The organism is Clostridium vitabionis, assembly GCF_015351765.1.
Taxonomy (GTDB): domain Bacteria; phylum Bacillota; class Clostridia; order Lachnospirales; family Lachnospiraceae; genus Clostridium_R; species Clostridium_R vitabionis.
Window position 1 is genome coordinate 381,914 of record NZ_JADKQA010000002.1, and the last position, 14,604, is coordinate 396,517.

At 47.6% G+C, this 14,604-nt stretch carries 9 protein-coding genes; all 9 read left to right on the forward strand.

Annotation, left to right across the window (positions count from 1 at the left end; all coding sequences use genetic code 11):
• The first annotated feature begins 8 nt into the window (after positions 1-8).
• The 9 genes from ISF27_RS13520 (at position 9) to ISF27_RS06700 (ending at position 14,461) form a co-directional block, all read left to right on the forward strand.
• Complete coding sequence (locus ISF27_RS13520) at positions 9-2,171, forward strand: ABC transporter ATP-binding protein (RefSeq protein WP_328701539.1); 2,163 nt, start codon at positions 9-11, stop codon at positions 2,169-2,171.
• 68 nt (positions 2,172-2,239) lie between these two features.
• Positions 2,240-4,354, forward strand: a complete 2,115-nt coding sequence (locus ISF27_RS06665; protein WP_194610367.1) for a glycosyltransferase — start codon at positions 2,240-2,242, stop codon at positions 4,352-4,354.
• A 17-nt stretch (positions 4,355-4,371) separates the two neighbouring features.
• Positions 4,372-8,220 (forward strand): glycosyltransferase, encoded by a 3,849-nt coding sequence (locus ISF27_RS06670; RefSeq protein ID WP_194610376.1) that lies wholly within the window; start codon positions 4,372-4,374, stop codon positions 8,218-8,220.
• Between the two features lie 30 nt (positions 8,221-8,250).
• A complete protein-coding gene (locus tag ISF27_RS06675; protein ID WP_194610378.1) occupies positions 8,251-9,648 on the forward strand; it encodes a DUF2142 domain-containing protein in 1,398 nt (465 codons plus the stop codon).
• 15 nt (positions 9,649-9,663) lie between these two features.
• Entirely contained in the window at positions 9,664-10,605 is a 942-nt protein-coding gene (locus ISF27_RS06680; protein WP_194610380.1) for a glycosyltransferase family 2 protein, read from the forward strand.
• A gap of 54 nt (positions 10,606-10,659) precedes the next feature.
• Positions 10,660-12,033, forward strand: coding sequence for a sulfatase-like hydrolase/transferase (locus tag ISF27_RS06685; RefSeq protein WP_194610382.1), 1,374 nt, complete (start codon positions 10,660-10,662; stop codon positions 12,031-12,033).
• Positions 12,034-12,087: 54 nt separating this feature from the next.
• On the forward strand, positions 12,088-12,234 hold the full coding sequence (locus tag ISF27_RS06690; protein WP_194610384.1) for a hypothetical protein: 147 nt from the start codon (positions 12,088-12,090) through the stop codon (positions 12,232-12,234).
• 129 nt (positions 12,235-12,363) lie between these two features.
• On the forward strand, positions 12,364-13,788 hold the full coding sequence (locus ISF27_RS06695) for an AAA family ATPase (RefSeq protein ID WP_194610386.1): 1,425 nt from the start codon (positions 12,364-12,366) through the stop codon (positions 13,786-13,788).
• A 10-nt stretch (positions 13,789-13,798) separates the two neighbouring features.
• Entirely contained in the window at positions 13,799-14,461 is a 663-nt protein-coding gene (locus ISF27_RS06700) for a hypothetical protein (RefSeq protein WP_235986059.1), read from the forward strand.
• The last annotated feature ends 143 nt before the right edge of the window (positions 14,462-14,604 follow it).

Here is a 14,604-nt window from a genome sequence, read left to right on the forward strand (position 1 = left end):
ATAAACGGATGGATCAGAATAAGATCATGATCAAGGCTGAGGACCTGTCGATGCGGTTCAGGCTTGCCAGCGATAAGGTCCAGAGTCTCAAGGAATTTGTCATTACTTCTCTGAATGGAAAACTGAAATTCAATGATTTCTGGGTATTTCAGGATTTGAATTTCGAAGTTCACAAGGGAGAAATTGTCGGCATCGTGGGGCGGAATGGAGCAGGAAAAAGCACCCTGTTGAAAATTATTGCCGGTGTTCTGGCGCCGACGAGGGGAAAAGTCACCCTGGGCGGCAATGTCGTTCCCATGCTTGAATTGGGTTCCGGATTCGACTTCGAGTTGAGCGGACGCGAAAATATCTATCTGAATGGCGCGATCCTGGGATACAGCAAGGAGCTCATCGATAAGAACTATGAGGATATCCTGAAATTTTCGGAGCTGGGCGATTTCATTCACGAGCCGATCCGCAACTATTCTTCCGGAATGATGATGCGGCTCGCTTTCTCCATCGCGACGATCATCAATCCCGAGATTCTTATTGTCGACGAGATTCTGGCCGTCGGCGATGAATCCTTTCAGAAGAAGAGCAAGAGGAAAATGCTGGAACTCATGGGCGGCGGGACGACGGTTCTCTTCGTCTCCCACAGTCTTCCGCAGATCAGGGAGATGTGCAACCGTGTGATCTGGCTGGATGGCGGAAGAATCCGCATGCAGGGCGACGCCAAGATTGTCTGCGATGCCTACGAGGACGTTATTAATCCGAAGCCGGCGATCCGCGTGGAGCAGAATTCGAAGCGGGATGTGGATGCGGTCAAGTACTGCATGGACATTCTGCTGATTTACACTGACGGACAAGATGTACCTGAAAAGCTGACGGTCCTCAAGGAACAATTTCTGGCGGCTAATCTGACCAGCCATGAAGTCCACGAGGATGATGTGACGGAAGAGATCATCAGCCAGTACCAGATTGCCCTTTTTTATGAGTGTGATTATCAGAAGAACGCGAGAGCCGCAGAGTGGATCAGGAAGACAAATAAACGGTTTGTTGTTTTTTCCGATGAGCCTGAACGCATTAAAGCCTGGGCTGGGAATGCTGCGTTTACGGGGGCGATGTGCCATTCCCGGGAGGGCGTACAGCTGTGGGAGCAGGCCCGAAAGGAGGTTTACTGGAATCCCGTTGCCACCACAGAGGAGTGGCAGACGGTTTCCCGGCAGGCATACCAGGAGCGGCATGAACTTCTCAAGAAGGATGTTTCCGAGCTGAAAAATGAGGAGGAGATTTATCACTATAATCAGATTCACAGAGAGGCGGAGCGCATGTCTCCGGATAAGAAGAACATCAACGTTCTGACCGGGACAGTGACAAGAGGCGCAGTTCCGCTGATCAGGGAAAAGCTGAAAGCAATCCGGGAACGTGACCCGGAAGCGGAGATCAGCCTGGTTGTTCCGTCAGGTACGGAAGCGTACTTCACCGGCGAGAATGACAAAATAAGAAAATATGTCAACAACCTGGACCTGGCGAGACAGCTGATTTTTACGGATCAGAACATCGACATCAGCAGTGACGAATTCGAGAGGACGAAGTTCAGGCGTATTTCCGGGATGGTTCACATTCCCTATTTTTCCAGTGAAACAGAGAGCGAACCAGTCAGCGATGAAAAGTCTGAGCAGTACACGACGATATATACCGGATTTCGTGCCGGCAGGTTCATGATCGAGCACATGAATCTACTGACGGCGTTCTTCTTACAGAATTTCAGTGACGGCGATAATTCGAAGATGACTGCACAGCTGGCGGCGGAACATTTCCAAAGAGGAGAAAATGTCACTGTCTTTGTCGCCGGACCGGCAGATATGGATATCAATGCAGATGGAGTCAGTGTTCCGGTTATATCCAGAGGAAAAGCAGATCTATATGCGGGAATCCACAAGGCTTTTGCGATGGATGCCAGCAGTTTCACTTTTATTCTGAATTATGCGAATATCCGCCAAAGAAGCTATTATGTGGAAAAGTGGGAACCCGGGCAGGTAACTCCGGGGAGTCTGGAGAGATTTCAGGCCAATCAGTCCTACTGCCCGCAGGTGGATGTGGAGTACTTTACCAGCTCCAGGGAATGTCAGAGATGGCTGTTGGAAAATTATGGAAAGCAGGCGGAGATGGTCAACTTATCAGAGGAATAATTGTGAATAAATCGGAATTGATTCATAAGACCCTTAAATCACTGAAAAATGATGGCCCTGTGGGCACTATGCGCAAGGTGAGAACGTATCTTGCCTATCAGAAATCTCTCAGAAGCAATGCTCCGATTCAAAATCAGTACCTGGACGTGCTCTTTATCAACGGCTGTACTCTGCCCCATCCGTCCAGGTACCGTGTGGATCACCAGATGGAAGAACTGACCATGGCCGGGCTTGCCTGTGAGAAAATTTTTTACACGGAAGCCGATGAGAGCTATGCGAGATGCGCCAGAGTTTATATACTTTTCCGCTGCCCGCACACGGAGGGACTGCAGAGACTGGTGGAGAAGGCGCAGTCTTATCACAAGGTTATTCTGTATGACATCGACGATCTTGTCATCGACCGCAGATATACAGACAGCATTCCCTATATTCAGACTCTGTCGGAGGAGGACAGGAAGGTTTATGATGACGGGGTGATCCGGAATGGAAGGATGCTTCGGCTTTGTGATGCTGCCATAACAACGACGGAGACCATGGCGGAGGAACTGCGGAAATTTGTTCCCGAGGTCTATATCAACCGGAATGTCATGTCCGAAGAGCTGCAGAAGTATTCTCTGGAAGCACTGCAGGAGGCGCCTCATCAGGTGAAAACCGATGAAGTGCGGATCGGGTATTTCAGCGGAAGCATCACCCATAACGCCGATGTCGGAATGATTCTGGACCCACTGTGCCGCATACTGTCTGAAAATAAGAAAGTCAGATTAGTTCTTGCCGGGGAGATCGATCTTCCGGAACAGCTAAAGCCATTTCAGGGCCAGATCGAAAGTTCCGGGTTCCGTCCATGGCAGAAGCTGCCCGCGCTGATCGCTTCGGTGGACATTAACCTGGTACCGCTGGAGGACACTCTGTTCAACCGAGCAAAATCGGAAAACAAGTGGACGGAGGCGGCACTGGTCAAAGTGCCCACCATTGCGAGCAATGTTGGTGCGTTCAGGCAGGTCATTCGTGACGGCATCGATGGCATTCTCTGTGGAAACACAGAGGAAGAGTGGTATACAAATCTTAACCGTCTGATCGCGGATGCCGAACTGCGAAGGACCATCGCGGAACATGCCTATGATCGGGTGACGGAGAACTGGACGACAATAGCCAACGCCTGCTCCTTTGGCCGATGGATACGCCAGACCAGAAAGCACAATATTGTCTTCAATCTGCCGGTGCTGCAGATCAGCGGAGGGCAGCTGGTCACCCTGCGCCATGCTTTGTTCATGTTCCAGTCCGGATACGAGGTTGTGATCCTCAATGACGGACATGAGACCAGCACGACGGTAAACTTTGAGAATACTGAATTTCCCGTTATTCGCTCGATGGACCACAGCTTTTTCGCGGAAGCCGACAAGGCGGTGGCGACTTTATTTACCACCGAGAAATGGGTCGCTTCTTATCCTGAAATCAGAGATCGGTATTATCTTGTACAGAACTATGAAATCGGGTTTAATGCCCCTGGAGATTTCATGAGAATCCGCGCCAGCCGTTCTTATTGCAGCGCAAAGGTAACCTATCTCACTATCTCCAGGTGGTGCGAGAAATGGCTGAAGGACAGGTATCAGGTGAATGCCGCTTACGCGCCCAATGGCTTGGATACAGAAAAATTTTACTATCAGGAAAGAGATTTTCATGGCAAAATCCGCATACTGGTCGAGGGAAACAGCGACGACGAGTATAAGAATGTGGATGAAAGTTTCCGGATCATTCAGAACCTGGACAGGTCGAAGTATGAAGTCTGGTATGTTTCTTACCAGGGTAAGCCAAAAGAATGGTATACTGTCGATCGGTACTTTAACCGGGTTCCTTACGGGCAGATGCCGGATCTCTACCGGCAGTGCCATGTACTTCTGAAATCCAGCAAGCTGGAGAGCTTTTCCTATCCGCCATTGGAGATGATGGCGACTGGCGGGCTGGTGCTTGTGCGGGAAAATGGGGGCAATAAGGAATACCTGCGGGATCATTATAACTGCCTGTTTTATGATCCGGACCGGCTTGACGAGGCAGGAAATCTTCTCAGACAAATGATTGACGATGAAGGACTGCGTTCATCTCTGATTCAGAATGGACTTGAGACCGCCGACGAAAGAAGCTGGGGTAAGGTAAGAGAGCAAATCCTGAAGTTGTATGAAAGTTAAGACGAGGGGTCAGATACATGAGAGTTCGTTTCAGCATTTTAGTGCCGCTTTTTAATACTCCGGAAGTTTTTCTGCGGGACATGATCACTTCCGTGTTAAAGCAGAGTTATAAGGAGTGGGAATTGTGCCTTGCCGATGCCAGTGACGAGGATCACAGTGATGTCGGTGAGATTGTCAGCGAGTACGCATCAGCGGACGGAAGGATCCTCTATCAGAAGCTGAGTGGCAATGGCGGAATCTCTGAGAATACGAACGCCTGTATCGATCTTGCAACCGGAAATTACTTTGTCCTGTTGGATCATGACGATGTCCTCGATCCGGAAGCACTGAGAGCAGCTGCCCGCACGATCGCCAGGACAGGGGCGGATTTCGTGTATACGGATGAGGCAAAGTTTACGAAAAATCCGGAGGAGTGGTTTTCTCCCAATTACAAGCCGGATTTTTCCAAGTATGAGCTGAGGGCGCACAACTACATCTGCCATCTGACTATTTTCAGCCGAGCTTTGTTGGACAAAGTGGGGAGATACCGGAAAGAATGTGATGGCAGTCAGGATCACGACATGGTGCTGCGGCTGACGGAAAAAGCAGACCGCATTGTCCATATTCCGGGAGTTCTGTATTATTGGAGAATTCATGAAAATTCCGTCTCCTCCGGCGTAGAACATAAGGAATATGCGATTCAGGCGGCAAAAAAGGCGGTCCTGGACCAGGTCAAAAGGAGCGGGAGAAATGCGTCGATTGTCACGCACCGGCCATTTCCGCTGATTTATGATGTGAGATATGGGATACCGAAGGATGCCAGAGTCGCCGTTATCCTGTATTCTGCGGAGAGCATCGTCAATCTCAAAGAATGCCTTACCACCCTGCAGGCTAATGAACATGACATGTGCATGAATTTCTATATTCTCTCGGATTCTGAGCAAAAAGAATATTCCAAGGTAGAAGAATACCTTCTGGAGGGAAATTCCTGCAGCGTTGTCAGGGTCAGCGGCGGAGTGGTCAGGACGATCAATCAGATCATCCATAAGATTTCGGAAAAGTATATTCTCTTCATCAATGGGAATTCCGTCATCCGCTCGGATGGCTTTGTGAAAGAGCTTTTAAACCTGGCACAGCTCGAGGACGTGGCTGCTGTCGGACCGAAGATTACGACCGATGAGCGGGTGATCTTCAGCGCGGGCATTGCGGTATGTGCGGCTATTCCCAACGGCATCGTACACCGCTTCCAGGGAGAAGTGGCGGAATCCTACGGGTACGAGGCGGGGCTGTGCCATGTGCGGGAGGCCTCCGCTGTCTCCGGCAACTGTTTCATGGTGGCGAGAGAGAAGATCCTGGCATTGGGCGGATTCTCGGAACGATACGATCGTTATTTTGCCGTCGACTACTGCCTGAGAGCCAGGGATGTACAGCATAAGATCCTCTGGACTCCTTACGCGGAAATTACGGTGCATGATCCCATTGACCGGAAATTAAAAGAGGAGGAAACGGCACTATTCCGCTCGGAAAGAAGACATCTGCTTTCACAGGAGGATCCCTATTACAATAAGTTTATTCGATATGATGTCGACCATATTCCGGATAAAAATACTCCCGCTCTTTTGCTGCAGAAAGGACTTGAGACTCTGAGGGAAAATGGAGTATCCGGGCTCCGGGAGAAGGTACGTGTCTACTATGGCGGTTCCGGGAAGCGTTCCAGTTCTCATATGAACTACGCGAGAGAGACTGTGCGGAGGCACCGCTTCTATAAAGATGTCCTGTTTGTGAATGGGTGTTCACCGGATGTGCCGCACCCGGCGCGATACCGCGTTTATCACCAGCAGGAACAGATCAATGCCTGCGGGCTGACCAGCGATGTCGTTTACTACGCCGATGTCAGCGTAGACCTGGCGCGATTCTACCGGGCCTTCATCATTTTCCGCTGCCCGTATACCGATGAAGTCGGAAAACTGATTGCAAGCGCGAAGGCAATGAACCGGACGGTGCTCTTTGATGTCGATGATCTGGTCATCGATACGAAATACACAGATACTATTCCTTATGTGCAGCAGCTTACGGGACGGGACCGGGAGATCTATGATGATGGCGTCATCAGGATGGGGAAAACCCTGAAATTGTGCGACGGGGCGATCACGACGACAGAGGCGCTTGCGGAAGAACTTGGTCATTATGTCCCGGAGGTCTTTATCAATCGGAATACAGCCTCCGATGCCATGTACCAGTATTCGGAACAGGCAATGTACAAGAGAGACATCCTCCCGACGGTGGAGAAATCCTTCCTGCCCAAGTGGCTGAGCGGAAAAGAATACGAGGAAGCCATGCGGAGGGCGGAACTCCGCCGGAATGGCCATGTCCGGATTGGCTATTTCAGTGGAAGCATCACGCACAATAAGGATTTTGAGATGATCCTTCCGGCGGTTTCCCGGGTATTGCGGGAGAATCCCGAAGTTGAACTGCACATTGTAGGCATGCTTGATCTTCCGGATGAATTGAAGCCCTTCTCCCATCAGATTGTCGCGGAACCATTTACTGACTGGAAGAAGCTGCCGGATCTGATCGCCTCAGTAGACATTAATATTGCGCCCATCACGGAGGGCGTTTTTAATGCCGCAAAGTCGGAAAATAAGTGGACGGAGGCCTCCCTGGTCAAAGTACCGACAATCGCCAGCAATTTTGGCGCTTTTCAGACCGCAATCCGGAACAATGAGACCGGATTACTCTGCTCGACGGCGGAAGAGTGGTATCAGGCGCTGAATCTGCTGGTGCACAGTGCCGATGAACGGCGCCGTCTCGGGGATAATGCCTATCGTTTTGTGAAGGAACGCTATATCACCATTTATACGGGAGAACGGCTGACGGAGTATCTGAAGAAAAAAATGCGTCCCAACATCGTCTTTGCCGTGCCTTCTCTCAACATCAGCGGAGGAAATTATGTCACGCTCAAGCATGCGTCATTTCTGAAGAAAGCCGGAAGGGACGTCTTTCTAATCAATATGGGACATGAGGATGGATGGATCCGGTTTGAAGGGGAGAAATTCCCAGTCCTCTCTCAGACCAACTCGACGCTTATGGGGAGGGTGGACTGCGCGGTAGCGACTTTCTGGGAAACGTTGTCGTATTTTGAGCGTTATCGAAACATCCGAAAACTGCGTTATCTTGTTCAAGGGTATGAAACTGATCTATATCCTGCTGGTGATCCTATCCGAATCCGGGCGGAACAGAGTTATCATCCCACACAGCCTGTTCAGTTCATGACAATCTCCGCATGGTGTGCCGGCTGGCTGAAGGATCGCTATCATCAGGAAGCCGCATATGTTCCCAACGGCATTGACTGTGGGCAGTTCTATCCGAAGAAGAGGGAGATGAGTGGGAAAATCCGGATTCTGATTGAGGGAGACAGCCAGTCCTATTATAAAAATGTGGATGAGAGCTTCCATATTGTCCAGAAGCTGGACCCGGACCGCTATGAGGTATGGTATCTTTCCTATAATGGGAAGGCGAAAGACTGGTATCGTGCGGACAGGATGTTCTATAAGCTGCCCCACGAAAAAGTGGATGAAGTCTACCGGAATTGTGATATCCTCTTAAAGAGCAGCCTGCTGGAAAGTTTTTCTTATCCGCCGCTGGAGATGATGGCGACTGGGGGATATGTCGTTGCTGTGCCTAATGGAGGAAACAGGGAATACCTGAAGGATGAAGAAAATTGCCTCTTTTATGCTCAGGGTGACATTGATGGGGCAGTGCATCAAATTGACCGCATAGCTGCGGACAGTCAGTTGAGAGATCATCTGTATCAGAATGGCCAGAAAACAGCCCAGGGCAGAGACTGGAAGAATTTTGAGCGCGTTATCCGCAATCTATACGAATAAACACGTTTAATAAAGAGGTACTCGATTTATATGAATGCCAAAATCAAGGATGAGCAGCTTTTTGCTGTGATTGCGTTTATGGCGGGAATCCTGCTGATCTTTCTGATTCCCCCTATGTGTTCGCCGGATGAGAACAGTCATTACATCAATGCATACTCGCTGGCAAGAGGAATTTTCTTTCCGACTGTGTCATCAGATGGCTATATGGGAAGAATGCTTCCGCAGAGCCTGATTGACTTTGTTGAAACCTATAATCACAAATTTGCCGGCCATCTTGATGTGCAATATACTTTTGCTGAAGCTCATCAGAATCTGACAGCTTCGGAATCTTTCGGTAATTTGGCATTTTATGATTACTGGAATGCGGACCTGAATCTCCTTGCCTACCTGCCGTCAGGCTTCGCCATCTTTTTATATCTGCAGATTTCCAAGCTGCTTCCTTCACTGATCTTGTCCAACGGCAATCTGCTGCTTGTCGGGAGATTTGGCAATCTGATTTTCTTCATTACAGCTATGTACTTTGCGATTAAGCGGACGCCATATAAAAAATCAACTTTGTTGATGGCACTGCTTCCGATGAGTATTGCCCTGGCATCGACCTTGTCCTATGACACCGTGGTCATCTCCATGACCGCTCTGTTGTTTGCGAGGCTGTCTGATCTTCTGCAGAGCGATCGAAGAGTATGCACGGCCGATATTGCCGTATTTGCCGTCTGCTCCTTTTTTCTATTCAATGTCAAGATGGTGTATGCCGCTTTCCTGCTCTGCTTATTTGCGGTTCCCATCCGAAGATTCATCGACCGAAAACAGTATGCAAGATCCATAGTGATTGTGGGAGCGTCGGGATTGCTTCCTTTTCTGCTGTTCCGCGTGTTATTTCGATTGCTGGTTAATAAGAAGAGATGGTATTATTATTCGTTCCTTCATCAGCAGTCATTGTTCCTGAGAGGCCATTTGTTTTCCTTTTGTCTTACGATCCTCCATTCCTTCCGGCAATATGCATCGTTTTATTTTCTCTCTTTTGTTGGAGACTTAGGACAGCTCGATTATCTATTACCTGTCTCACTCTGCCTGCTGCTCTGCTTTATATTACTGCTGGTGGTGATTATCGATTACGGGCAGAAACCCGTCGGTTTTTTGCTGAAAGGTGCCAACCTGGTTGCACTCCTGATTTGTCTGTATCTGACTTTTGCGGGAACTTATATTATATGGACAAGTCATGAGGTGGGAATTGGGGTGAACTACGTCTCTGGTGTTCAGGGACGGTACTTCATCCCGCTGATTCCGAGCGCAGGCATAATTCTGGCCAATGGAAGACTGAAAAACAAGGAAGCACTGACAGTTTTCCGTGATCGGATCTCTCTGATATTTATTGCTTTGTCTGTGACCTATACGGTTATGTTTACTTTCTTGCGCTATTGGGTATAAAAATAGGAGCTGTCGATGGATAAGATTGCCGTATTGATTCCCTGCTATAATGAGGAAAAAACAATTAAAAAGGTCGTCGAGGATGCCAGAAGAAATCTGCCGGACGCGGCGATTTATGTCTACAATAATAATTCCAGTGATCGGACTGCGGAGATTGCAGCTGCTGCCGGAGCCATTGTCCGGAATGAGTTTATGCAGGGAAAGGGAAATGTCATCCGGCGTATGTTCCGGGAAGTTGATTCAGAATGTTATATCATGGTGGACGGCGATGACACCTATCCTATGGAATTCGCTCCCCAGCTGGCGGATCGGGTTCTGAACCACAATGCCGATATGGTTGTCGGTGACCGGCTGTCCTCCACCTATTTTCAGGAAAATAAGAGACCCTTTCACAACATGGGCAATTCCGTTGTGCGGAGCAGTATCAATCATCCGTTCCATTGCAATGTCCGGGACATCATGACCGGATACCGCGCCTTCAGTTATGATTTTGTAAAAACCTATCCGGTTCTCTCCCGGGGGTTTGAGATCGAGACGGAGATGACTATTCATGCTGTTTATCACAACATGCAGATCGACAATGTGATCATCGAGTATCGTGACCGCCCGGAGGGCAGCGTATCCAAATTAAATACCTATTCGGATGGCATGAAGGTGCTCCTTACCATCGCGAGACTGTTCAAAAATTATAAGCCCCTTGCCTTTTTTGGCACACTCGCGGGCGTTCTGGCCGTCCTCTCACTCATCTTCTTTGTCCCGGTATGGATGGCTTTCCTGAAGACGGGCGAAGTACTCCGGTATCCTACGCTGATCGTTTGCGGATTCACCATGATGGCAGCTCTGCTGTCCCTGTTTGCGGGGATGATTCTATCCAACCAGGAAAAAAATACCCGCAGAACATTCGAAATTCTTCGGAACATCGTACATTCAGGGAAGATGGCCGATAATCAGAAATAACCATTGCGGTAAAGGGTGACACAGATGAGAACGGCGAAGAAGCAATTTATCTTTATGGCAATAAAATATGCATCTGCCATAATGCTCACGATCCTGGCGTTCAGCAGTATGCATATGAAGAAATACTTTGTCGGAAGCCTTTTGGAACTGGGCATTATTTTCATTCTGTCGAATATCCTCATAACAAAGCACAGACGTACTGCGTACATTCTGAACAGCATCCTGATTTTTCTCTATAATGTGCAGCAGATTGTCCTGACGTTCGGGATGAGTTATGTCTCATTTATCATGGTTGACAATCTGGGATCTCTGGAAGACCTGCAGGGGCGCGCTTTCGAGTACATCGCCTTCGCTGTTATTGGAACCGCGATTTCCTTCCTGCCGATCACGGAGGTTGCACTGATCCGGTTAGGTCAGCAGGTCTATCTGTCGGCGTTTCTGCTCATGGCGTGGGGATTCACGCTGATTTACGGAAATGCTTATTCTCCGATGTACGGCTATGTCTCCCTCGGAATGCAGGAATTGCAGCATGCTCAGCAGAACCGATTTATTGAGAATCAGGAGAATATGACATCAGAGTTTTATCAGTCAGATATTGGAAGTTCCGTGCAGAAACCGGCGGAACTTCCAGATCATCCGAATGTTATTCTTATTTTCACCGAAGGTCTTTCGCAGGGGGTTATCGAGGATTCCCGCAATCTCACGCCCACGATCGCGGCTTACGAGGACAATTCCCTGAACTTTGACAATTACTACAACCACACGGCAGCTACATACCGGGGGCTGATCGGGCAACTGTATTCGGGATACCAGCTGGATAATTATGACAGCAATACTCTGATTTCCCTGCAGGAGATACTGAAGGAATGGGGTTATGACACGACATTTATCAATGTAGAACCGAACAACTATAAATTTACAAAATATTTGAACAGTTTCCAGTTTGACCATCTGCTCATGCCCGAAACAGATAATATGCTGTCGGATAAAGAGGCATATGCATTATTGTGGGATACTGTTCAGGGCAAGGAGCAGGAGAATAAGCCGTTTTTCACAGCAATGTATACGGTGGGGACCCATGTATCATTTGATTCACCGGATGAGATCTTTGGGGATGGCAGTGATGCGGAACTGAATAAATTCCATAATCTGGATGCTCAGTTTAATACTTTCATGGATAAGTTTAACGAGAGCACTCTGGCAGAGAATACGGTCGTTATCTTCACCACAGATCATGCAACCTTTGTCGATGACGCCTTCCGGACAGCATTTCCGGATTATCAGCGCAGCGATGGTTTTCTGGATAGAATTCCTCTATTTATCTACTACAAGGGAATCCCATCGGAACATATTGATGTCAGAGGAAGAAATTCCCTCTGCCTCGCACCGACAATACTCGACTATCTTGATATCTCCGCGCCGAATTAATTTTTGGGTCAATCCTTATTTCATAGCATTGATGAGGCGACTTCTGATTATGATATGATCTATACCATTTCCGGAGACGAGCTGTTGACATCCGAAAATGCGATGATCACTTCTGTTGAACCGGCGATAGAGAACGTCATCAAGCAGAAAATTATGCAGTATCTCACCGCAAAAACACAGCCAAGACTGCAGAAGGATTGATGCCGTAGTTTATCTGTCCAGAGATTTCGAACAATAAAATAGATACATTATGTACCTAAACGCGTATTCGATTGACTCATTCGTGTCAAAAAAGTATAATATCGATATGTGCGTTAGGAGGGACTGGGCATGGCAGAAGAGTTTGTTCGGTTGGCGGGAGTCGATATATATAATTTAAAAAATGTCTGTGAAGGCCACATTATGCTTTCGAATAATCGGACGAAATACCAGTCCAGCATACTCGGTGTCTATGGACAAAACGGTTCCGGTAAGACTACGCTGATCGATGCATTGCAGATTTTGAAATATGTTCTGACTGGCAGACCTGTACCTGCCCAATATGCCGAGTACATCAATGTCGATGCGGATGCAGCAAGGCTCAGGTATGAGTTTGTCATCAATGATTCTGAAGGAACCAGTCATGCTTTTTACGAATTTTCCATAAAAGCTGTGAGGGATCAGTCAGGACAGAATTTGGATACCCCGTCCGACTCTGAGGATAACATAAAGGTATGCGTTTTTGATGAAGTATTAAAATTCAGCGTTGAGAATGATCGTGCAAGGATGCGCAGAAGCACGGTCATGGATACGAGAAATGCGGATATATTTTTACCTGAGAGTAAGTATCAACTTTTGTTCGGGGATGATCAGAATGTAAAGAATAAACTGCGGATTGCAAAGGCAATGGCTCTTGGCTCTTCTCAATCCTTTCTATTTTCCAGAGCAATGATTGATGAACTGCATAAGCAGGAAAATGGCAGCCATCCTGAAGAATTTGAGCTGTATGCGGCTCTCACCAGGCGGCTGGTATATTTTGGCAATTATGAGTTGTATGTCATTGACCGAAAAAATACAGGGGTTATCAGCATAAACATCCTTCCCTTGTCCTTCCAATTCACGCACGAGCCCAAGCATGTAGTGGGAACCATACCTCTGCTTCTTGATCGGCCAACGCCGGTACCGGAAATAACTTACGATGTTATAAAAAAGGTCATCAACAATATGAATATTGTTCTGACACAAATTGTGCCAGGACTTACTATTGATATGCGTGACCTCGGTCCATCGGTAATGAAGAATGGGCAGAATGCCCGAAGCATTCAGTTGATGTCCAGGAAGAACAGCAAAGAGATTCCGCTGCTCTATGAATCGGAAGGTATTAAGAAGATCATCTCGATTCTACAGCTGTTGATCGTTGTTTATAATCATCCATCAATTACGGTGGCAATAGATGAACTGGATAGTGGTGTCTATGAATATCTTTTGGGAGAGCTCCTCAGAATCATTTCTGAGAAGGGAAAGGGACAGTTGATATTCACCTCCCACAATCTCCGTCCGCTTGAGACACTGGATAAGAATTTTATATTATTTACGACAACGAATCCTCAAAACAGGTACATTCGGCTATCCCATGTGAAGTCGAATAATAATCTCAGGGATTTTTATTTCCGGGATATTGTCCTGGGTGAGCAGAAAGAAGAGGTCTATAAACCGACCAATAATGCTGAGATCGCATTTGCATTCCGAGAGGCAGGTGAGATCTTTGAGTCGTAGGAAAGTTATAATGGTCATTGTAGAGGGCCCCTCGGACGATGAGGCTCTTGAGTTGCTCTTTAACAGGATTTATGATCAAAATGTGGTTCATGTTGAAATAGTCCATGGCGACATTACAACCACAACAGACTCAGCACATATAGTTGCTAAAATCGGGGATTTCGTCAGGATAAGAAGTACTCGGTATTTTCTGAAGCAGTCGGACTACCAGGAGGTAATTCATCTGGTAGACACAGATGGATGCTTTATTCCGGATTCTTCTGTAATTCTGGACTCATCGGCAGAAAAGCCCTTCTATACAGAACAGGGGATTCGAACGGTAAATCCGGATGGAATATGCTTCCGAAACAGGAAAAAACGTGACAATGTAAAGCGGCTGGCATCATTGAATCACGTTTGGAGAAGTATTCCTTACAGTGTCTATTATATGTCTTGTAACTTGGATCATGTATTATATAACAAATTGAACAGTACAGACGAAGACAAGGAACGGGACGCGATTGCTTTTGCTAAGAAGTATAAGGATGATGTTCCTGGTTTTATCGCATATATGACCAAGTCGGATTTTTCCGTGTGTGAGGACTACAGAAAATCCTGGAATTACATTCAGGAAGATCGGCATTCACTGAAAAGACATAGCAATCTGGGAATAGCTTTCTTAAAAAGTAGCTGATATGGAGTTGCTTTGTTTGAAATAATCTGTCGGGGGGACTGTTCGGCATTTCCGTGCGTCAGCCGGGAATGCTGAACAGTCCTTCGTCTGATAGATACCGTTGAAATTTGCACCGTTGAGACCTGCGAAGCAGAAAATTGCTG

What these genes read in the sequence shown, in the direction of transcription:
- ISF27_RS06675 (WP_194610378.1), top strand. Translation starts at nt 8,251, where the DNA reads ATGAATGCCAAAATCAAGGATGAGCAGCTTTTTGCTGTGATTGCGTTT.
- ISF27_RS06665 (WP_194610367.1), top strand. Translation starts at nt 2,240, where the DNA reads ATGCGCAAGGTGAGAACGTATCTTGCCTATCAGAAATCTCTCAGAAGC.
- ISF27_RS06680 (WP_194610380.1), top strand. Translation starts at nt 9,664, where the DNA reads ATGGATAAGATTGCCGTATTGATTCCCTGCTATAATGAGGAAAAAACA.
- ISF27_RS06690 (WP_194610384.1), top strand. Translation starts at nt 12,088, where the DNA reads ATGATCTATACCATTTCCGGAGACGAGCTGTTGACATCCGAAAATGCG.
- ISF27_RS06670 (WP_194610376.1), top strand. Translation starts at nt 4,372, where the DNA reads ATGAGAGTTCGTTTCAGCATTTTAGTGCCGCTTTTTAATACTCCGGAA.
- ISF27_RS06695 (WP_194610386.1), top strand. Translation starts at nt 12,364, where the DNA reads ATGGCAGAAGAGTTTGTTCGGTTGGCGGGAGTCGATATATATAATTTA.
- ISF27_RS06685 (WP_194610382.1), top strand. Translation starts at nt 10,660, where the DNA reads ATGGCAATAAAATATGCATCTGCCATAATGCTCACGATCCTGGCGTTC.
- ISF27_RS06700 (WP_235986059.1), top strand. Translation starts at nt 13,799, where the DNA reads ATGGTCATTGTAGAGGGCCCCTCGGACGATGAGGCTCTTGAGTTGCTC.
- ISF27_RS13520 (WP_328701539.1), top strand. Translation starts at nt 9, where the DNA reads ATGGATCAGAATAAGATCATGATCAAGGCTGAGGACCTGTCGATGCGG.